Below are 20,336 nucleotides of genomic sequence, written 5' to 3'. Positions count from 1 at the left end.
CTGGCAACATACTCAACTTTAACACCTCAACCACATGAAAAAAACACTGCTATTTCTAATCATCAATCTAATATTCAATCAAGTTCAAGCCCAGCAAACAAGCATTCCTGTATTTGTCTCAGGTACAGAAGGACACAATACCTTTCGCATTCCGGCTATTATCCAACTTCCGAATGGCGATTTGCTGGCTTTTGCCGAAGGACGTGTGAGCGGTGGTGGGGATTTTGGCGATATTAATATAGTAATGAAACGCAGTACAGACAATGGTAAAACCTGGAGCGAAATATCAACCATCGTTGATTACAATAAACTACAAGCGGGCAATCCTGCACCAGTCGTTGACCTTACTGACCCTGCATATCCTGACGGGCGGGTCTTTCTATTTTATAACACAGGTAATAATCATGAAAATGAAGTACGTAAAGGCAAAGGTCTGCGTGAAGTATGGTATAAAACCTCTGGCGATGGTGGCAAAACCTGGAGCGATGCAGTAAACATTACTACACAGGTACACAAACCTAAACAACCTAATACTAATCCTGCTTACAATTTTGTGGAAGACTGGCGCTCTTATGCCAACACACCCGGCCATGCTTTACAGATACAAAACGGCAAATACAAAGGTCGGATTTATGTAGCAGCCAACCATTCACAGGGAGATTTGCAGAAAAGCTGGGAAGATTACGCCTCTCATGCTTATTATAGCGATGACCACGGCAAGACTTTCAAATTAAGTCAAACCTTAAATATTCTGGGTAGTAATGAAGCTACTGCCGCCGAATTATCAGACAATAGCCTCATACTAAATGCCCGTAACCAGAAAGGAGACAAAAGAGCTCGTATTATAGGTATAAGCAAAGATGGTGGCGAAACCTGGGACAAGGTTTATTTTGATGAAAACCTGCCTGACCCGGTAAATGAAGGCAGCATTTTATCGCTGGGTTTAAAAGATGGTAAACAAGTGCTGGCTTTTTCTAATGCAGCACATCTTACAAAACGTGATAACCTGACGCTCAGGATTAGCTTCGATGAAGGCAAAAGCTGGACTGTCAATAAGGTAATCGACAAAAACCCAGGCCAAAATGCAAAAGATTATACAGCTTATTCAGATATAGTAAAACTCGGCGAAAAAACTATAGGTGTTTTATATGAGAGAGACCATTACAAGCAAATTGTTTTTACGCTTGTAGATTTGTCTGAACTTTGATTAAACTGATTAATCTGATTGATTTGATTAGGAAAGGATGACATTTACCTACTAATAAAAACAAATGACTATACCTGATATTAATATATTCGTTCATTTCAGTGAAATCATATCAATCAGCTTAATAAAAGTTCAGACAAAATTCGCTTGTCTGAAAGCGTAAATACGCCTACATTTGATATATCCATCCAACACATACAATGAGCGATAGTAATTTAGTCAAACAACGATTACCCATTACGCTTGCTATAGCAATCTTTATGCAGATGCTGGATTCAACGATTCTGAATACAGCATTGCCTGCCATTGCCAAAGACCTCAACCAGTCGGCGCTTAATATGCATTATGCCATAGTAGCCTATGTACTCACCCTGGCTGTATTGATGCCTGTAAGTGGTTTTCTGGCCGATAAATTTGGCACAAAACGCATATTTATCATGGCTTTGGTTATTTTCAGCATAGGCTCTTTGCTTTGTGCACTTTCTCAAACACTTACGCATCTTATCATTGCTCGCATTATTCAAGGCGCAGGCGGCAGCCTGATGACACCCGTTGGCAAACTGGCTATCATAAAAACCTTCGATAGCAAAGAACTTCTCAAAGCCATGAATTTTGCCATAGTACCTGCACTTATTGGTCCTGTTATGGGTCCGCTGGTAGGTGGTTATATGTCGGTTTATCTTTCATGGCATTGGATATTCCTCATCAATATCCCTATTGGTGTGCTTGGTATTGTGTTGGCCTATAATTATATGCCCAATTACCGGTCAGAAGCACCTAAGTTTGATATCCGTGGATTTCTTTACTTCTCGCTTGCCTCCTTGCTATTATCTTTATCAATAGAACTTTTGGGCGACGTTGAAAACCTCACATTGGTTCTTACAATTTTTGTGATTGGCGTTTCTCTGCTACTTGCTTATTTTATCTACGCCCGTAAATCGCAGAACCCTATTTTTCCGACGAATCTCTTCATGGTGCGTACTTTTAGGGTAGGTATTCTGGGGAATTTTGCCACAAGGTTGGGTATTAGCTCAGTGCCTTTATTATTGCCACTCATGATTCAAACTGCCTACGGTCAATCAGCCATTGTATCAGGCTGGATGATTGCTCCTATGGCTCTAATGGCAATTTTTGCAAAATCACGGGTCATTAAAATTCTTAACCGATTTGGTTATCGCAATACACTGGTGGTAAATACAATCATAATCGGGTTGCTTATATGTACCTTGGCAATTCCGGGTATTCACACCTCTATTTATTGGTTTGTGCCTATTATCGTAACCATTGGCTTTTTCAACTCTATCCAGTTTACGTCAATGAATAGCATAGCTATTGCCGACCTACGCAAGTACCACACCAGTAGCGGTAATTCCTTGTTGGCAGTTAATCAGCAACTGGCTATTGGTTTTGGTATTTCTAGCGGCCTGTTGATATTCAAATATTTTGAGTATAATACCGCCCTCATTGATAATAACACGCACAATGCATTCCGTTATACATTTATATTAATAGGCGTAATCAGCATTTTATCGAGCTTTGTGTTCAGGCGTTTACATAGCTCTGATGGCTCTAACTTGCAGTAGAATTCTTTTCCATAAATTCATTTACAAGATATTTTAACAAAACAATAAAATGAAAATAGCAGTTATAGGCGCCACCGGATTTGTAGGTCCCAAAATATTAGATGAGCTCCTGAGCAGAGGTCATGAAGTGTTGGGTATTTCCAGAAAAAATATTGTTTCAGATAACCCCAATCTTACTTACGCCGCTCAGGATATTTTAAATACGAATGCACTTGCCGAAACATTGAAAGGTTGCGATGCTGTAATAAGTGCCTTTAATCCTGGCAGACCCAATCCAAATGCTTATCACGATTACCTGACTGGTGCAAAAGCTGTTCTTGAAGCAGTAAAGCAATCAGGTGTTAGGCGATTCATTACTATCGGTGGAGCGGGGAGTTTGTATGTGGCAGATGATGTTCAGCTTGTTGATACGCCAGATTTCCCTAAAGACTTTGTACCCGAAGCATCAGCAGCCAGAGATTTTTTGAATGTTCTAAAAGAAGAAACAGCCCTCGACTGGGTATTTTTTAGCCCAGCCATCGAAATGCATCCGGGCATTAAAATAGGTAGAACAGGCAAGTACAGATTAGGGAAAGACAATCCGGTTTTTAACGACGCACATAGAAGTCAACTGTCAGTAGAAGACCTTGCCGTAGTAATTGCCGATGAAGTAGAAAACGCTAAACATCACAAAGAAAGATTTACGGCTGCCTATTAAAACAAATCAGCAACCCTTTGGGTAGATTTTGCAGGGGTTCAAAATTTTGAACCCTTATTATTTTTTAAGCATTTTTTCTATTCTGAAATAAAACAAAACATAGGCCAGCCCAAGGCAAAAGCCCCCTACTACGTCGCTGGCATAATGGTAACGCAGCACAATTCGGCTCAACCCAATAGCAAGCGTAATAATGAGCAACAATACGCTAAAAGTCCATTTCCAGATACCTCGAAGTTCAGTATCCCATAGTTCACGAATGAGTATGCAAACAAAAACAAACGAACCCATCGAGTGCCCGCTCGGAAAACTAAAAGTATCCAGCTTATCAAATAACGGCAAATCAGGACGAGGGCGAGCAAAAAACAGCTTCGACGAATAGATTATAAAAGTACTTGTAACAGCCAAGATGCTTACATGAATAGCATCGGCTCTGCGGCGCATATAAATTAGTAATAATACCAATAATATATAGGCAGGAAACAAAAAATTGCCCGAGCCAAAAAAGGTAAGAAAATTAAAAAATCTGATGACCGAATCAGTAGAATAGGCTTTTAGAAATGAAAAAGTCTCAGTATCGAACCAATCTTCTTGTTCGTAAACTATCTCATGAGCTATAATGCTGAATATGCCTATGGAAACAATAAATAAAAGTGGTGGGATAATTATCCTGCTTAAAATATACTTATCTATCTTCACGTGTGTGCTAATTTCTTGGTGTTATACTGCAACAAATTACTATATTAATTTTGTAGAAAATATGAATTTATAAGGTAAAATTATCGGCAAGACCATATTCGCCTGTTTATTGGAACATAAAACATACCTCAGATGTTAGATTTTTCATAACATAAATTAATAGCCGCTATATGAATCCAAATCTTTTTTCTCCTTTACAAATCCGTGAGATTACCCTCAGAAACCGTATTGTGGTTTCGCCCATGTGCCAGTATTCAAGTACCGATGGCTTTGCCGACGATTGGCACCTTGTGCACCTGGGCAGTAGGGCTGTGGGTGGCGCTGGCTTAGTGATTACAGAAGCAACGGCAGTATCGCCAGAAGGACGTATTTCACCAGGCGACTTAGGAATCTGGAAAGATGAACACGTTCCTTTCTTACGCAAAATAACCGATTTTATTCACCAGCATGGCGCCATAGCCGGAGTTCAACTAGCACATGCAGGCCACAAAGCAAGCACGCAACGCCCTTGGGAAGGCGGTAAGTTTATCCCTATCGAGGAAGGTGGCTGGCAGAATTTTTCATCGAGCGAAGTATTAATGGGCGATAACAAAAGCAAAGCGAAAGCCCTTACCTTTGCTGGCATACAACAGGTAATTGATGATTTCAAAGCAGCTATACATAGAGCATTGGAAGCAGGCTTTAAAGTTATTGAACTGCATGCTGCTCATGGCTATCTGATTCATGAGTTTTTGTCCCCCTTAATCAATAAACGAACTGATGAATATGGTGGTAGCTTCGAAAACCGTATCAGACTATTAGTACAACTGGTTGATGAAGTAAGACCTATATTACCCGAAGGTTATCCATTATTTGTTCGAATTTCTGCTACTGATTGGGAAGTAAATGGCTGGACACCCGAGGAATCTGTTCAGCTTGCAGCCATTCTTAAAAACAAAGGCGTTGATGTTATAGACTGCTCGACAGGTGGTTTAACATCACCGACTAACATTCCGGTAGGTCTTGGTTACCAGATACCATTTGCCGAAAGCATAAAAGCACAAACAGGCATCAAAACCGGAGCAGTCGGCTTGATTGTATCATCTCAGCAAGCCGATGAAGTGATTACCTCAGGCAAAGCAGATTTAGTATTTTTAGCCAGAGAATTACTCCGTGATCCTTATTTCCCACTGAGAGCCGCAAGCGAACTAGGCTACGAAACCGAATGGCCTATGCAATACGTAAGAGCTAAGAGGGTGAAAAAATAAAGATATATTCTTTCTAAAGCCATAGACAGTAGAATTTCTTCTGTCTATGGTAATAAGTTTTAAATAAAGTACTTCCTTTTCATAATTTTTGCTTAAATAGTTTTTCATGTTGTTACAATAAATAACTCTAAAGCTTCTGTATTATTTCTAACCTCAAGGCTAAAATATACCACTTCATTGGTGGCGTTTTTTTAAGCGTAGGCACTATTTTAGATTCACTCATCTCTCAAAAACTACATTCAGGGCTTTGAATTGTCTGCTCTTCTTATTTCTTTTGATTCAGCAATGCCCCTCACCTACCTTTGAGTTTCTTTAACTTGTGTCTATGGCAAATTTACTTAGCTCTAAACAAAAATGGCAACTGGCGTTTCGCCTGTTTATATTTTACTCTCCTATTTTGTTATACGTAAACATGCCCAATACCGAAAAAGAAAATATTTTCTCTCCGGTTTTTTTTTACATCCTAACGGCATTCGGTTTCCTTACAATACTGATGTATTTTATCTGGATTACTTTTACAGACTGGATTCAGTATAAAATAGGTGTTTTGTGGGGCAAAGATTTTTTGATGAAATTCAGTATAGCTGCGCTATTGGTTTCTATAATTATTGCTCTGGGTTTATCTATTGCTTATACATTTACGTTAAGGTATGTTATAAAATCAATTTTGGAAATTGTTTTTTCAATCTGGCCCAAGTGGATTCCTAAAAACAAACCACAAGAAATCTCACCCGATATGTGGAATTATATAACCCGATTCAATCAAGGCTTTTCGGTAGTTATTATGTTTTCGGCTTTTTACCTAACCCTCAATTTCAGGGCTTACCAGCAATTGAAAGATGTGCAACTAAAGTCAGAACAACTCGAAAAGGAAGCTGTAATGGCACAATTTGCTGCATTAAAAAATCAGGTAAATCCACATTTTTTGTTTAACAGCTTGAGTATTCTTAACTCGCTCATCTATGAAGACGTTAATCTTTCGGCCAAATTTGTACAGCAATTATCTAAGGCATACCGCTATATTTTAGAACAGCGTGACCAAGACCTTATTTTGCTTAAAACGGAGCTTGATTTTATTGAATCATATACATTTTTGCTCAAAATACGCTTCGAAAACAAATTTGAGGTAAATATAAACGTACCGAACGAAATAAAAAACCGCTATCAGATAGCACCATTAGCTTTGCAATTGTTGGTTGAAAATGCCGTAAAACACAATCGAATGTCGATAGCCGAGCCTCTTAAAGTGGACATTCATTACGAAGAACCATTTCTGATAATTGAAAATCCATTACAATTAAGAGATCAACCCGATGTTTCGACAGGCGTAGGCCTTAGCAATATTGCCAATCGATACGCATTGCTTACTGAATTAAAAGTAAGCCACGAAATTGTTAATAATTCTTATATCGTAAAGATTCCCCTACTCTGATGAACGTAATTATAGTTGAAGATGAAGAAAGAACTGCCAGACAGTTGGTCAGGATGCTTTTAAATTACGACCCTACCATACAGATACTAGCACTTTTACCCTCAGTTAAGGAGGCAGTTGCCTGGTTTCAGCAGAACAGCATGCCCGATATTGCTTTTATGGATATACATCTGGAAGATGGCCAGGCTTTCAGTATTTTTGAACAGGTAAGCCTGACTATACCGATAATTTTCACTACTGCCTTTGATGAATACATGCTCAAAGCATTTAAGGTAAATAGTGTTGACTATCTACTAAAACCTATTGATTATGATGAACTGGTGGCTGCCTTAGAAAAATTCAAATCTCTGAAAGCAAATACGAGTTTCGATATAAATACTTTACTACAACTGGTACAAAAACCTAAAGAATCTAGCTATAAAGACAGGTTTATGGTAACTGTTGGCACCAAAATATATAGCATTGAGGTGGAAGACATTGCCTACTTTTATTCGGAAGAAAAAGCCACTTTCCTTCTAACAAAAGCCGGCCAGTTATTACCATTAGAATTCAGCCTCGATGGGCTTGAAAGTCAACTAAATCCTGCAAATTTCTTCCGAATAAACAGGCAATACCTTGTTGCCCGCAAGGCCCTTAAATCTATTCAGATATATTCGTCTACCAAAATTAAGCTAGATTTAGCTCCAGTGCCTCGCAAAGATATTTTTGTGAGCGTGCACAAAGTGCCAGATTTCAAAAACTGGCTTGGTCGATAGTCAATTCATCGGCCGATATAATACATTCATCACATTGAATCTACCATCCGGCAGAATCGTTTTTTCATTTTTTTAGAGAGGTATTAGCTTTGAATGTTTCATAGCAGAATCATACGGTGTATGCACAGCCTAAGCCGTAAAGTTTATTAAGGTCGCTATTGTTTCAATAGTTTTGTTTTAGCAAGAAAAAACTGCCTATCATTGGCAGTTTTTTTTCATACGTGTACAAGTAAAAAAGCTATCAAACCTGATAGCTTTTTTTGTGGGGGTATTATCCGACAATACCGTTGACTATTTTTCCAATACTAGTATTAGAGATTTACGAATAAAATCTGACGATTAATTATTGCTCACCGTTAATTGCACGTCAATATTACCTCTGGTAGCATTTGAGTACGGACAAATTTTGTGTGCTTCTTCTACCAATTTCTGCGCTTGTTCCTGGCTTACACCCGGTACGTTTACTGCTAGTTCAACAGCAAGACCAAAACCTCCGTTCTCTAATTGACCGATACTCACTTTGGCATTTACAGTAGTTTCTCCTGTTTCTACTTTCAATGTTTTAATTACACGATTCAGGGCACTATCAAAACACGCCGAATAACCTGCTGCAAACAACTGCTCCGGATTAGTATAGTCGTCGGTAGCACCGCCCAAAGCCTTTGGCATTCTTACTTGTAGGTCTAAAATACCATTATCTGATTTTACGTGGCCGTTTCTCCCTCCGGTCGCCGTAGCGCTTGCTGTATATAATGCTTTCATTTTTTGATTTGCTGATTTAAAATTTTATCTGTTATTGTTTTTAATTGAATTATCTCTTCCATCGAAATATTGAGTGATGCTACAAATTGCTCAGGCACACACGATGCCTTCGTATACAATCCCCTACCCTTCTCGGTGAGTGTTACAAGTACCACTCGTTCGTCTGACGTGCTTCTGGTTCTGCTAACAAAGCCTTTTTGCTCGAGCCGTTTCAGCAAAGGTGTAAGCGTACCACTATCAAGCAGCAATTTTTCGCCTAATTGATTCACTGTTTGTGTTTCTTCTTCCCACAACACCATCATGGCCAGATACTGCGGATAAGTAAGGTCTATCTCATCAAGTATTGGTCTATAATGATTCATTATTTCCCGAGCCAAAGCATAAACCGGAAAACATACCTGATTCTTTAATTTTAACGTGTCTGTCATCTACTTAAAATTATCATGGCACAAATGTAATACAAAATTATATTGTGTACAATATAATTTTAAAAAATTTATATTTATTTATAACATATATAATTTGAATGACTAAATAATCGTATTAAACCATTGCAATTGATTACATACAAAAATTATGCTCTGAAATAGGCAGTATGTTGCTTATTTCAGAGCATAAACAATTTTACTAAATAAAACTCTCAATTGCCGCAATTTTCTATTTTAGCTGTAAATATGGCGTAAGGGTCTGTCATAAATCCTGGATTTATGGTTATTGATTTCCCGGCGCTCATATTAATATTCTGCCCAAAAGGAACCTGTCCGGTAGTAATAATAACATTTTTTGCCTGATAATATGATTCAGTTAAGTTACCATTTAATGGGTTATATTGCGTCACACAGTTCACCACCTCAAATGATATCTTTTGTGTTACTGTGCTACCATCCGACAATTTTCCAATTGCTAAAACATTGTGTTTACCTATTGTAAATCCTTCATCTATATAAATTGAAAAGTTTGCAGTACTACCTGTTGCCTTATAAGACATGGCCTCATCATCATCATAATCAATTGCTACATTTATTTCCGTAATATTTGAACCACTTATTGAAAAATTCATATAGTTGGCAACATTAACTTTTGCATTATTTGCAGGCTGCACAATATTAATTGAAGCATTTATTTGATCTGCTGATGCATTGGGTGTTACAACATTAGGAGCGAAGAAATCAAGTCTTGGAGGATTAAAACCTGCTAGGGTAAACGAACTGCTTGAAGACTGCTCGCCGAGCAAAAAGAAAATCTGCTCTTTCACATAATAATTACTTTGAGAACTATGCGGAGTAAAACTACTAGGATAAGACCTCGCATTAGATGGTAATCCACCTTGCTGGCTACTCAAAGCAACTACCAGGTCGTTGGATTCATTATTAAAAATCGTCGACATTAATACATTGATTAAAGAAGCCATTAATCCTACCTTCGGAACTCTGGATAAGCCATTGGCGATAGCACTTAACGGGAAAGTGGTTGCAATTGCATGAGAAGGAACAACTTTGATTAATCCTGTACCATTATTAAGTGTGCTTATTGCTGCGCTATTCACTTTCAAATCATTAATAGCACTACTCTGGCAAGCACTTAATGTCTCGTTATCAGTCATTATGTCTCTTATAAACTGGCAAAGGGCGTCTCCAGTATTCACAGGATTAGATAAAAAATTTGCCATCTGAGACCCTGAATGGGGTGTATTTAGCGTAATTAGTTTATGAATATTGTTACGATAATTAACACTTTGCAAATACTGCCGCGCCAGTATTCCGCCCATACTATGGCCTAAAACATCGAATTTTGAGACTGCGTATCCTTCTGTAAGAAGATAGCCTCTTAACCTGTTTAGATAATCAGGTACAACCCAACTATTACTAATAAACGTAGCATCATTAGAGTTTCTATAGTTAGCCTGTATAAACAATTTGGTTTCAGTTACGTTTGTATTGATTTTATAAGAGCTAGTATTATTAAGCTCTGATTCTAGTGTTTCAAAACAGGAGCCTCTTAAAGGTGTTCCATTTGACCATAGCCCATGAACCATCAAAAAAGGTGCCGGATGAATTCTTATTGGATAAGAAGCTATAAGAACAGAAGGGTTATCTTGCGAATAAAGCTCCATACTATATTGAGAGTAGCTGTAAATATTATTTAAATAATCTGGATGACGATACGAAATTTCATAAACCCCATTTATATTACTTACATTAGAAAAACTACCATAGAGCATTGTATTACTACTATTCGGATCTTGAGTAATACGTGCTTTTAAATTCTGAACACTAGTTTTTATTTTAAATAAAGAAGAAACTGCTCCATCAGCACATACTTTAAAAACACCGCTATCTTCTATACCAGCATTTTTGAGACTTTTTCTATCAGATAAATCACCATTATTAACTGCAAAGTGTTCAATTTCTACCTGTTGAGACTCCTGAGAGTAATATACGCTTCCACCTATTGGCTGTACCAAAGTAATATTTGTAGGTCGATTAGCATAATTCAAGATGCACATCAAGTAAACTTGTCCAGCCTGTACTGCTAATGACCCTGAATTTGTACCCCCACATAATGAACTATGAGAGGTACAAGGTAATTCAACAGTAGGGCTAGCGTTATAGTCGCATAATAATGGTGTTGTTTGGGAAATACTACATGCCTGACTTAAGTCTCCATTCGGAATAGGTCCCCAAAGTACACCATCAACATCTACATTACTGGAATTATTAAAAACAAACCTTATATTACCACTCGTCAGAATTTTAACATAGAACCAGGTTTGGTTTGCGCGAGTTGTTATACAATTCCAACTGGTTGAAGCATTGCCATCGTAGCAGTTGCCATTTACTGGAGCCGGATATGTAATAGTTGACCCTTTTAGCGGATTAGGCCAATTATTAAAGTTACACCCCAGTACAGTTTGGGGACAAGCTGCAGCAACAGCTTCAGGAAGCATACTTTTCAATTTAAGGCTATCCTTCTGGGCAAAAACACAAAAGGGTATTAACAGAAGCAAAACAATTTTCTTCATTGGCTTAAAATGTTTTAAATACTTTATAAACAGAAAATAACTTTATCAGACCTTGATTCAGGCATAAAAGAATACCTACATCTACATATCTATAGTAGTAGCAATTATTGTGTAAGTGATAAAGTAGTTTTTACATTTTAGCTATTTCTTTAGATATTTGCTACAAATAAATATCGAACCCCACTACCTTACAATAAAATCAAGCTATTTTTATTTTAAGGCATTTTTTATGAATTTACTTCTGCAACATTAGATGAATCGGAGTAAGATTAAGATGCTTTTTATAATGTTGTAAATACACAAACCTCTACTTGTGATTAAGTTACCTTTCAGTTGCTCATCTACCAAAGCCTATAATTAAAGTAACAGGCGAAAAACTAATTCCGACTAAGTTTATAATATAGTCTTTCTCACAAGACACAATTTTCATTTTTTGAACTTATAAACTAGCATTTTATAATGCGATATTCTGCGATTTTATATTATGTCCATCAAGGTTTTATATTAAAACTTAACTCAAACAGTTTCTTAATCTGGTCAGATATAATTCAGTTCGCTATTACAAAAATGATAAGCCATAGCTCACCAAAAGTTAAGCTTGGCTTTAGAATCTCAATATTTCTGCGTAATAGTACCGTTCACACAAATCAAACAATTCAAGCTATTCAAAACAGATGCCTTGGTTAGGATTATTTGCTAATAGGCTATTTCTAAAACCTAATTCTTTGGCCTATAATCTAGTCGATATTTAAAAATACTTTATACAGCAAACTTTTAATATTATCAGGAGCTTTCTTTGTATTAATACAAAAACAAATATTGCAATTTTTAGCAAAATTGCATAATATTGCAGACATTAAAATTCTATTTCTATACTAAAGTTTAGAATAACTGAATTAATCTAAAAAATCTAAAGAATAATCAGGCATGAAAATAGACCATATCGCCATTTGGGTAAAAGACCTTGAAGCTACAAGAAATTTCTATGAGAAATATTTTGAAGCTACCGCCAACGCAAAATATCATAACCCTAACAAAAACTTTGAATCGTATTTTCTAACTTTTGATAATGGTTGCCGTCTGGAACTAATGCAGAAACCCGGAATTTTAGAAGAAAACAAAAGCTATGATGCCCAGAAGATGGGCATTATCCATTTTGCGCTTTCGGTGGGCAGTAAAGAGAATGTCGATAAACTCACAAACCAACTTAGAGCTGATGGCATCAGAATAGTTGGTCAACCTCGCACTACGGGCGATGGCTATTACGAAAGCGTAATTTTAGATCCGGAAGACAATATTATCGAAATAACAGAGTAAATTGCTCTTCAATAAAATTTTCTCAAAACAAAACCCAATATCTATTGAATTCTATGAAAAAAACATTCACCCAATCGTTAGCAACAGTAAGTTTTGCAGCGCTTATGCTAATGGCTTGTACAGAAAAAAAAGAAGAAGTAAAACTAAATCAACTAACCGAAGAAGAAAAAAAAGAAGGATGGACACTATTATTTGATGGTAAAACTACCGATGGTTGGCATTTGTACAACCAAGGCAAAGTGCCATCGTCATGGATTGTGCAAGATAGTGCCCTTTATTGTAAGGCCGATACGTTTGGCGTTGCACACGGAGACCTTGTATCAGACAATGAATTTGAGAATTTTGATTTATCATTTGAATGGAAAATAGCCGAAGCCGGCAATAGTGGGGTATTTATAAATGTGCAGGAAAAAGAAGAAAACCCAACTGCATGGGCATCGGGGCCTGAATATCAGTTATTGGAAAAAACACACCACGACTACGCCGTAACTTCTAAAAAATGGGCGGGTTCGCTATATAACTTTACAGAGCAAAAAACTGATGCACCTATTAAGCCAGTTGACCAATGGAACCAGTCACGTATCAAACAACAGAATGGCAAAATAGAGTTTTATCTGAACGATAAACTGACAGCTGAACAAGATTTCACCTCTCAGGCATGGAAAGATTCGGTTGCCAAAAGTGGTTTTAAAACTTTCCCTGAGTTTGGTAAATATACCAAAGGCCATATAGCCTTGCAGGAGTGGTCGAAAGGTATAATGTTCCGCAACATCAAAATCAAAACTCTATAATTTTAACACAGCACATTGATACGCAACTTATTTATTTTTAGCTATGCAGTATAAGTTTGAAAAATATTACTTCGACGACGACGGCACCACTCCCAATAGCCATTTACCCCTTATTGTTTATCATCAGGTAACTGATGTTGAGGATAAATCAGCATGGCTGGAAGAACGTTTTAAAGCCAATGGCTGGACAAACAATTGGCGTGATATAGTTTTACCTTATCACCATTTTCATAGTACCACACACGAAGTGCTAGGTGTAGGCAAAGGAAGTGTGACACTACAAATTGGGGGCAAAAATGGCATAAAAATAGAAGTTTCGGCAGGTGATGTGCTAATAATACCGGCAGGTGTGGGACACAGGGCAGTTTCTCGCCACAAAAATTACGAAATAGTTGGTGGCTACCCCGACGGCCGTGATTGGGATTTATTAAAGGGCAGCGCTGAAGAGCGAAAAAAAGCTTTACCCCGCATAGCACAATTACCTATACCAAATACCGACCCTATTTTTAATCAGGAAGGTGAGTTGTTAAAATGGTGGATATGGGTAAAAGCTTTAAAATAGCTAATCCTTAATTCTGAAATTCATTTTCAGCATTTTATTATTATTATTTTATTCAAACTGGCATAAGCCTGCTTACCTTTGTAGGCGCTTATGCCAGTTTTATTATCAATATTAGTCTGAAATTCAGTATGCAAGAAGCCCGTCTCCGAAAAAGCACCTTTCTTGAGGCACAATGGCGCAAACTTCTGATGGCCAATTATGAGGTTTCGCCCGAAATCCTTAAAAAGTATCTACCCTATAAAACAGAGTTAGATTTCTGGAATAATCGCTGCTATGCAAGCCTTATAGGATTTATGTTTGTAGATACAAAAGTGCTTGGCATCAAATTTCCATTTCATACCAATTTTGAAGAGGTTAATCTTAGGTTTTATGTTCGGTACAATGATAATGGACTTTGGAAACGAGGAGTAGTTTTTATCAAAGAGATTGTACCCAAGGCCATGATTACCCTGGTGGCTAACACTGTTTATAACGAAAACTATGCTACGCACGCCTGCAAACACAAAATTACAGAAACCGATTCGCAATTGTTTGTAAAGTATTCTTGGAAATCTAAAAGTGGCTGGCATCACCTGCAAGCCAATGCGGACAATAAACCTTGTGCGATTCTCCCCGATAGCGAAGAGGAATTTATTACTGAGCATTACTGGGGATATGCGAGGTATTCAGACACGAAAACCAATGAATATGAAGTAACACACCCGCGTTGGCAGGTATATCCGGTCAACAACTATGATATTCAATGTAATTTCGGTGAACTTTATGGGCATGATTTTGCTTTTTTAAAAGATACCACCCCTACTTCTGTCTTACTGGCTGAAGGCTCTGAAATATCAGTTTTAAAAGGCAAAACAATAAACTAAAAATAAATAATCCTTGTTGTTTCTAGAAGTACGACAAAGTATTTACGAATTAATTACCATTGCATGGGAGAACTCACTATCACCAAAGAAAAAGTATTACAGGCATTAAGCACGGTTGAAGAACCAGATTTAAAAAAGGACTTAGTTACGCTTAATATGATTCGCGACGTAGTTGTCGGCGTCAATCAGGTTTCGTTTACTGTGGTGCTTACCACACCTGCCTGTCCGTTAAAAGAACTTATCCGTAAAAACTGTGTAGACGCTATTCATAATCATCTGAGTAAAGATGTACAGGTAACTGTTAATCTGACTGCCGATGTAACCTCCATCAGAAATAATGCACCTTTGCTAGATGGCGTAAAAAACGTAATTGCTATTTCGTCAGGTAAAGGTGGCGTAGGTAAATCGACAGTTACTGTTAATTTGGCTATGGCGTTAAAAAAATCTGGTGCAAGAGTAGGTATTATTGATGCCGACATTTCGGGCCCTTCTATTCCTTTAATGTTTGGTGCCGAAACCCTGCAACCTCTGATTACGCAGAAAAATGGCAAAAATATGATTTCGCCAATTATGCAGTATGGCATAAAAATGATTTCAATTGGTTTTCTGACACCACCAGATAGCGCCGTTGTATGGCGCGGACCAATGGCCAGCCAGGCTTTACGTCAGTTTTTTGGTGATGTTGACTGGGGCGAATTAGACTATATTCTAATTGATTTACCTCCCGGAACAGGCGATATACACTTAACCCTCGTTCAGACCGTTCCGCTAACCGGGGCTGTTGTTGTTACTACGCCACAGAAAGTAGCGTTGGCCGATGTGAACAAAGGGATTTCGATGTTCCGCCAGCAGCAAATCAATGTACCGATTCTCGGAATAGTAGAAAACATGGCTTATTTTACCCCTGCCGAGCTGCCCGACAATAAATACTATTTGTTTGGTAAAGATGGTGGTAAAAATATTGCCGAAAAATATAATGTACCTTTATTAGGCCAGATTCCAATAGTGCAGAGCATCAGAGAAGGTGGAGACGAAGGTCGCCCGATAATGATGGAAGACGAGCCTATTACAAGCGAAGCCTTTAAAGCAACTGCAGAGGCATTGGCTCAGCAAGTAGCTATCAGAAACGCTTCCGGGCAAAAAACAGTACGAGTTGAAGTTCGATAAAAAAAATAAAGCCTTCAAGCTAACACTTGAAGGCTTTATTTTTTACTCTTCCTCTTCTTTTTCAATAGATTGATTATTCTCATCAACTATCACAAAAACGGTTTCACCAGTCTTTTTCATCAGGTACTTCTCACGGGCAAATTTTTCCATTGCATCAGTATTACCCATTACTTCTTTTTCTTCGTGTTTTACCTTTTTCAAGGCTTCTACATAATACTCTTTTTCGTCTTCAAGCTCACGGTATTTTTGCCATAGACGAAACTGGGAAATAAGATTACTACCATCGAAGAAGCTTATCCAGACTAATAAACCAAAAGCGGTGAGCACATAAAAATGGTACTTGTGCAGAAAAGCAGGAACTTGAATTTTCATAGACTTATAAAGCTTGGAATCTTTGAATAAACATTAAGGATCTCCAAAGATTTTAATTAGGAATAATTTAAAGCACGGTTCAGAAACTATAACAGTTTCTTTATCTCAAAAGTATAAATTCAAAGCAGAAAAACAAAAAGCACCAAAACAATTTTTATTGTCTGGTGCTTTTTGCTGCAATATATCAGGTATTAGAATTTCAAACCTGGGAAGTAAGCTAACTCACCTAATTCTTCTTCTATACGAAGCAATTGGTTGTATTTAGCCATACGGTCTGAACGTGAAGCCGAACCAGTTTTGATTTGGCCTGTGTTCAATGCAACTGCTAGGTCAGCAATTGTAGAGTCTTCTGTTTCGCCCGAACGGTGCGACATAATACTCTTATATTTGTTTCTGTGAGCCAGGTTAACCGCATTGATGGTTTCCGTTAACGAACCAATTTGGTTTACTTTTACCAGAATAGCATTTGCAATACCTTTATCGATACCTTCTTGTAAACGATTTACGTTTGTTACAAAAAGGTCATCGCCTACTAATTGGCATTTGCTACCAATCAATTTAGTTTGCTCAGCCCAACCAGCCCAATCATCTTCAGCCATACCATCTTCAATCGAAATAATCGGATATTTCTCTACCCAACTTGCCCAGTAAGCAGCCATTTCGTTTGAATTCAATTGTTTGCCATCAGATTTTTTGAAAGTATAAAGTCCGGTTTCAGCATTGTAGAACTCTGAAGCAGCGGCATCCATAGCAATAAATACGTCTTCACCCGGTTTGAAACCAGCTTTTTCGATTGATTGCAATACGATTTCGATAGCCTCTTCGTTCGATTTGATGTTCGGAGCAAAACCACCTTCGTCACCTACGTTCGTTGAGTATCCTTTAGATTTCAATACTTTTTTCAAGTTATGGAAAATCTCAGTACCCATTTGAAGCGCTTGCGAGAATGAATCTGCTTTAGCTGGCATAACCATAAACTCCTGGAAATCGATAGAGTTATCAGCATGCGAACCTCCGTTAAGGATGTTCATCATCGGCACAGGTAATGTGTTTGCGTTTACACCACCTAAGTAACGGAACAACGATAAACCAGCTTCAAAAGCAGCTGCTTTAGCTACTGCTAACGAAACACCAAGAATAGCGTTGGCTCCTAAGTTACCTTTGTTTGGCGAACCATCAAGCTCAATCATGATTTTGTCAATCAAGCCTTGCTCAAAAACATTTGCACCTAAAATTTCTGGAGCTATCGTGTTATTTACGTTGGCAACGGCTTTTAATACACCTTTACCTACATAAGTTTTAGGATCATCATCTCTTAATTCAACTGCTTCATGTATACCTGTAGAGGCACCAGAAGGAACAGCGGCACGACCCAAATAACCATTATCAGTCAGGATATCTACCTCAACAGTAGGGTTTCCTCTTGAATCAAGTATTTGTCTGGCGTGTACTCTAACAATTTGGCTCATAATTCAAAAATAAAAATTTAGAGTTATTTTAATAAAAAATAGAAAATCTATAAAAAACCAAGGTTTTTCTTAATAATTTGGCACAAAAATACAGATATTTTTAAACAATATTCATTGTTTGCTCTTTTATCTTTTCAAGTTCGTCTTTCATCTGTACAACAAGCCTTTGTATAATAGAATCATTGGCTTTCGAACCAATAGTATTTACTTCTCTGCCTATCTCTTGCGCAATAAAGTTTAAGCGTTTACCATTAGAAGCAGTCTTAAGTTCTTTGATAAAATACTCTAAGTGATTTTTTAAACGCACTTTCTCTTCCGAAATATCAAATTTCTCTACATAGTAAATCAATTCCTGTTCAAATCGGTTCTGGTCAAAGTTTTCGTTTTGAACCCATTCTGACACTGCTTTCTCTATACGCTCACGCACAATCGGAATACGTTTAGGGGCTTGTTCTTCTACCTGAGCTAATAAACCTTCAATACTTTCGATATACTCTCTGAATTTTGTTTCAGTATTTTTACCCTCTTGCAAACGGAATTCCTTACATTTTGCGATAGCCAATGTTACAGCATTTTTAATAAGTCCCCATTCTTCCTCTGCATCGGCTTCGCTTAAATTATCAGTATTAAAAGCATTTGGCATCATGGTTGCCATGCGTAGCAATTCGGTTGGGCTTGGTTCGAAACCCAACTCAAGAGAAGTTTCTTTTAAATCTTTAAAATATGCTTTCACCAAAGCTCGGTTAACAGCGGTTGATGCCGCAGATTCGTCTCTTGGGGTGATAGTCATACTAAATTCAACTTTACCCCTTTCTAGCTCTTGGGTAAGTATATTTCTTATTTCAACCTCACGTTCTGAATAACCTCTCGGGATACGGCAGTAAATATCAAAAAATTTTGAGTTGAGCGATTTTATTTCGACAGTTACAGAGATTTTGGCGTTCTCGATAGTTGCCGAGCCAAAACCAGTCATTGAGTGTAGCATACAAAAAGTTTTACATCTATATATTGCTACAAAGAACGCTAAAAAAAGGCAGTATTTTATGGTTTAAAATTAAAATTCTTATAAAAATGCTTAAGTATTGCGTATTTACTTTGAAGATACACCCTACCGAGACCTTTTTCAGAAAATATCTTAATAATAATTATAGTTTCTAAACAACAAAAGACAAACCCGAATATTAGATTTGCCTTCTGTTTTATATTTTAATGATGATTTCTACCTAATAATATTCGTCATTATTTAAGAGGTGCATCTAAAATATTTATCACTTTTACACCTTTTTCTCTGAACTGTTTACTCATAATAGCGGCATGATTTGCGCCTACAACAATTACTACTTTTTTCAGTCTATTGGCTTTTGCACGTTCAATCGTATTGTTGCACATATCGTTATTTCTGTGCCACCACCAATGTAACATCCAGCCATATAAATCAGCCGGAAAAACAGAAAGTTCACGGTATTCGTCTGAGTAAAAATTGATTCTGAAAAGCCATTCAGAGCCCTCAGGGCCATTTAACGCCTCAGTTTGGTGATTTTCGCCATAAGTCTTTGTCGCATCCTCAAGTAAATAACCCATTCTGTTTTTAACAATTAACCCAATCTCACGGGCTTTTTTTCCTTCTGCTGATAATGAATCTTTTTTCAATCGGTTTACATTAGTCCAAAATACCGAATCTGCTTTGCTCCAGGCATCGCTCCACTCATTGTCCCAACGTTGCGAATCCATCGGATAAATCTTTTTCATGCCAAATTCTACCATCATCGGGTGTGCAATATAATCATATTCATCATCAATATAAGGAGTGATAGCCTTCTGTAAAGAATCAACAGCCGCTGTAAAGAATTTCTTACGGGCATAATTAAACACGCTTGTATCGCCAGGAGTTTTCTGCAAATGCTTAGCTACATTCCACATCTGAAAATACCCATTGCCCGCATCATGGCTTAGGTAATATGCCACAGCCAAATCAATCCGGTTTTTCATATCCTCAGGTTTTTTATCTAAAACTTTTTCATGGCGTGCTACTGTGGCAGGCAAGTCTTTTTCAGTAATGTTGTTCTTTTGCTTCAAGCGTTCAATACGCTTTAATACATTTTCTTTGTTCCAATAAGTTTTAATAGCTTTTTCATCTTCCGCCGATAACCATTCTCCAAAAAACGCATCCGGCTTAAACGCTCTTATTTTGGTATGGATACCGCTTAAATCTTGCTTGGTCTTAGGGTCGTATTGATGCGATGCCCCAATCATCAATACTTCTAAATCTTGTGTAGGTGTCTGGGCAAAAAGTGGTAGCCCTGATAAATTAATGAACAGAATAAAAAATAGCTTTTTCATATAATACGATTGGTTTTGATTATGATGCTCAAAAGTAGAATCGACAAACATAAT

General features: G+C 37.5%; 19 protein-coding genes. 11 read left to right on the top strand and 8 right to left on the bottom strand.

From position 1 onward, the window contains the following. Positions 1-34 precede the first annotated feature (34 nt). The 3 genes from WAE64_RS09120 to WAE64_RS09110 all read left to right on the top strand — a co-directional run bounded on the left by WAE64_RS09120 (position 35) and on the right by WAE64_RS09110 (position 3,487). A complete protein-coding gene (locus WAE64_RS09120; protein ID WP_340236048.1) occupies positions 35-1,207 on the top strand; it encodes a sialidase family protein in 1,173 nt (390 codons plus the stop codon). A gap of 200 nt (positions 1,208-1,407) precedes the next feature. After that, positions 1,408-2,790: an MFS transporter gene (locus tag WAE64_RS09115; protein ID WP_340236047.1), complete on the top strand. Its 1,383-nt coding sequence runs from the start codon at positions 1,408-1,410 to the stop codon at positions 2,788-2,790. A 49-nt stretch (positions 2,791-2,839) separates the two neighbouring features. Further along, on the top strand, positions 2,840-3,487 hold the full coding sequence (locus WAE64_RS09110; protein ID WP_340236046.1) for an NAD(P)-dependent oxidoreductase: 648 nt from the start codon (positions 2,840-2,842) through the stop codon (positions 3,485-3,487). Positions 3,488-3,544: 57 nt separating this feature from the next. Here WAE64_RS09110 and WAE64_RS09105 read toward each other — a convergent pair whose 3' ends face one another. Then, positions 3,545-4,183 (bottom strand): phosphatase PAP2 family protein, encoded by a 639-nt coding sequence (locus tag WAE64_RS09105; protein WP_340236045.1) that lies wholly within the window; start codon positions 4,181-4,183, stop codon positions 3,545-3,547. A gap of 170 nt (positions 4,184-4,353) precedes the next feature. Here WAE64_RS09105 and WAE64_RS09100 point away from each other — a divergent pair, with 170 nt between their 5' ends. The 3 genes from WAE64_RS09100 (at position 4,354) to WAE64_RS09090 (ending at position 7,617) form a co-directional block, all read left to right on the top strand. Then, complete coding sequence (locus tag WAE64_RS09100) at positions 4,354-5,430, top strand: NADH:flavin oxidoreductase/NADH oxidase (RefSeq protein WP_340236044.1); 1,077 nt, start codon at positions 4,354-4,356, stop codon at positions 5,428-5,430. Positions 5,431-5,755: 325 nt separating this feature from the next. Then, positions 5,756-6,862, top strand: coding sequence for a sensor histidine kinase (locus WAE64_RS09095; RefSeq protein WP_340236043.1), 1,107 nt, complete (start codon positions 5,756-5,758; stop codon positions 6,860-6,862). After that, on the top strand, positions 6,862-7,617 hold the full coding sequence (locus WAE64_RS09090) for a LytR/AlgR family response regulator transcription factor (RefSeq protein ID WP_340236042.1): 756 nt from the start codon (positions 6,862-6,864) through the stop codon (positions 7,615-7,617). The genes WAE64_RS09095 and WAE64_RS09090 overlap by 1 nt, the downstream gene beginning before the upstream one ends. 339 nt (positions 7,618-7,956) lie before the next feature. Here the strand turns inward: WAE64_RS09090 and WAE64_RS09085 are convergent, their stop codons facing one another. The 3 genes from WAE64_RS09085 to WAE64_RS09075 all read right to left on the bottom strand — a co-directional run bounded on the left by WAE64_RS09085 (position 7,957) and on the right by WAE64_RS09075 (position 11,401). Beyond that, positions 7,957-8,379: an organic hydroperoxide resistance protein gene (locus WAE64_RS09085; RefSeq protein ID WP_340236041.1), complete on the bottom strand. Its 423-nt coding sequence runs from the start codon at positions 8,377-8,379 to the stop codon at positions 7,957-7,959. Next, complete coding sequence (locus tag WAE64_RS09080) at positions 8,376-8,807, bottom strand: MarR family winged helix-turn-helix transcriptional regulator (RefSeq protein ID WP_340236040.1); 432 nt, start codon at positions 8,805-8,807, stop codon at positions 8,376-8,378. Before WAE64_RS09080 ends, WAE64_RS09085 begins: the two co-directional genes overlap by 4 nt. A 212-nt stretch (positions 8,808-9,019) precedes the next feature. Then, positions 9,020-11,401, bottom strand: a complete 2,382-nt coding sequence (locus WAE64_RS09075) for an esterase/lipase family protein (protein ID WP_340236039.1) — start codon at positions 11,399-11,401, stop codon at positions 9,020-9,022. 927 nt (positions 11,402-12,328) lie between these two features. Here WAE64_RS09075 and WAE64_RS09070 point away from each other — a divergent pair. From WAE64_RS09070 to WAE64_RS09050, 5 genes are all read left to right on the top strand, one after another. Continuing rightward, a complete protein-coding gene (locus WAE64_RS09070; RefSeq protein WP_340236038.1) occupies positions 12,329-12,718 on the top strand; it encodes a VOC family protein in 390 nt (129 codons plus the stop codon). Positions 12,719-12,771: 53 nt separating this feature from the next. Beyond that, positions 12,772-13,509, top strand: a complete 738-nt coding sequence (locus WAE64_RS09065; RefSeq protein WP_340236037.1) for a 3-keto-disaccharide hydrolase — start codon at positions 12,772-12,774, stop codon at positions 13,507-13,509. 43 nt (positions 13,510-13,552) lie between these two features. Continuing rightward, positions 13,553-14,071, top strand: a complete 519-nt coding sequence (locus WAE64_RS09060; RefSeq protein WP_340236036.1) for a cupin domain-containing protein — start codon at positions 13,553-13,555, stop codon at positions 14,069-14,071. Positions 14,072-14,199: 128 nt separating this feature from the next. Next, positions 14,200-14,934: a YqjF family protein gene (locus WAE64_RS09055; protein ID WP_340236035.1), complete on the top strand. Its 735-nt coding sequence runs from the start codon at positions 14,200-14,202 to the stop codon at positions 14,932-14,934. Positions 14,935-14,997: 63 nt separating this feature from the next. Continuing rightward, complete coding sequence (locus WAE64_RS09050) at positions 14,998-16,101, top strand: Mrp/NBP35 family ATP-binding protein (RefSeq protein WP_340236034.1); 1,104 nt, start codon at positions 14,998-15,000, stop codon at positions 16,099-16,101. Positions 16,102-16,143: 42 nt separating this feature from the next. Here WAE64_RS09050 and WAE64_RS09045 read toward each other — a convergent pair whose 3' ends face one another. From WAE64_RS09045 to WAE64_RS09030, 4 genes are all read right to left on the bottom strand, one after another. Then, entirely contained in the window at positions 16,144-16,473 is a 330-nt protein-coding gene (locus WAE64_RS09045) for an FtsB family cell division protein (RefSeq protein WP_340236033.1), read from the bottom strand. Between the two features lie 191 nt (positions 16,474-16,664). Further along, positions 16,665-17,942 carry a phosphopyruvate hydratase gene (eno, locus tag WAE64_RS09040; RefSeq protein WP_340236032.1) on the bottom strand — a complete coding sequence of 426 codons (1,278 nt, stop codon included), beginning with the start codon at positions 17,940-17,942 and terminating at the stop codon, positions 16,665-16,667. 100 nt (positions 17,943-18,042) lie between these two features. Continuing rightward, the gene (locus tag WAE64_RS09035) at positions 18,043-18,927 is read right to left on the bottom strand and encodes a YicC/YloC family endoribonuclease (RefSeq protein WP_340236031.1); all 885 of its coding nucleotides are present in this window, start codon (positions 18,925-18,927) and stop codon (positions 18,043-18,045) included. Positions 18,928-19,181: 254 nt separating this feature from the next. Then, on the bottom strand, positions 19,182-20,282 hold the full coding sequence (locus tag WAE64_RS09030; protein ID WP_340236030.1) for a hypothetical protein: 1,101 nt from the start codon (positions 20,280-20,282) through the stop codon (positions 19,182-19,184). Positions 20,283-20,336: the final 54 nt, after the last annotated feature.

The organism is Emticicia soli, assembly GCF_037860775.1.
Taxonomy (GTDB): Bacteria; Bacteroidota; Bacteroidia; order Cytophagales; family Spirosomataceae; genus Emticicia; species Emticicia soli.
The sequence above is the reverse complement of the archived record's forward strand: the minus strand, read 5'-3'. Positions and strand labels throughout refer to the sequence as shown.

What these genes read in the sequence shown, in the direction of transcription:
- WAE64_RS09120 (WP_340236048.1), top strand. Translation starts at nt 35, where the DNA reads ATGAAAAAAACACTGCTATTTCTAATCATCAATCTAATATTCAATCAA.
- WAE64_RS09115 (WP_340236047.1), top strand. Translation starts at nt 1,408, where the DNA reads ATGAGCGATAGTAATTTAGTCAAACAACGATTACCCATTACGCTTGCT.
- WAE64_RS09110 (WP_340236046.1), top strand. Translation starts at nt 2,840, where the DNA reads ATGAAAATAGCAGTTATAGGCGCCACCGGATTTGTAGGTCCCAAAATA.
- WAE64_RS09100 (WP_340236044.1), top strand. Translation starts at nt 4,354, where the DNA reads ATGAATCCAAATCTTTTTTCTCCTTTACAAATCCGTGAGATTACCCTC.
- WAE64_RS09095 (WP_340236043.1), top strand. Translation starts at nt 5,756, where the DNA reads ATGGCAAATTTACTTAGCTCTAAACAAAAATGGCAACTGGCGTTTCGC.
- WAE64_RS09090 (WP_340236042.1), top strand. Translation starts at nt 6,862, where the DNA reads ATGAACGTAATTATAGTTGAAGATGAAGAAAGAACTGCCAGACAGTTG.
- WAE64_RS09085 (WP_340236041.1), bottom strand. Translation starts at nt 8,379, where the DNA reads ATGAAAGCATTATATACAGCAAGCGCTACGGCGACCGGAGGGAGAAAC.
- WAE64_RS09080 (WP_340236040.1), bottom strand. Translation starts at nt 8,807, where the DNA reads ATGACAGACACGTTAAAATTAAAGAATCAGGTATGTTTTCCGGTTTAT.
- WAE64_RS09075 (WP_340236039.1), bottom strand. Translation starts at nt 11,401, where the DNA reads ATGAAGAAAATTGTTTTGCTTCTGTTAATACCCTTTTGTGTTTTTGCC.
- WAE64_RS09070 (WP_340236038.1), top strand. Translation starts at nt 12,329, where the DNA reads ATGAAAATAGACCATATCGCCATTTGGGTAAAAGACCTTGAAGCTACA.
- WAE64_RS09065 (WP_340236037.1), top strand. Translation starts at nt 12,772, where the DNA reads ATGAAAAAAACATTCACCCAATCGTTAGCAACAGTAAGTTTTGCAGCG.
- WAE64_RS09060 (WP_340236036.1), top strand. Translation starts at nt 13,553, where the DNA reads ATGCAGTATAAGTTTGAAAAATATTACTTCGACGACGACGGCACCACT.
- WAE64_RS09055 (WP_340236035.1), top strand. Translation starts at nt 14,200, where the DNA reads ATGCAAGAAGCCCGTCTCCGAAAAAGCACCTTTCTTGAGGCACAATGG.
- WAE64_RS09050 (WP_340236034.1), top strand. Translation starts at nt 14,998, where the DNA reads ATGGGAGAACTCACTATCACCAAAGAAAAAGTATTACAGGCATTAAGC.
- WAE64_RS09045 (WP_340236033.1), bottom strand. Translation starts at nt 16,473, where the DNA reads ATGAAAATTCAAGTTCCTGCTTTTCTGCACAAGTACCATTTTTATGTG.
- eno (WP_340236032.1), bottom strand. Translation starts at nt 17,942, where the DNA reads ATGAGCCAAATTGTTAGAGTACACGCCAGACAAATACTTGATTCAAGA.
- WAE64_RS09035 (WP_340236031.1), bottom strand. Translation starts at nt 18,927, where the DNA reads ATGCTACACTCAATGACTGGTTTTGGCTCGGCAACTATCGAGAACGCC.
- WAE64_RS09030 (WP_340236030.1), bottom strand. Translation starts at nt 20,282, where the DNA reads ATGAAAAAGCTATTTTTTATTCTGTTCATTAATTTATCAGGGCTACCA.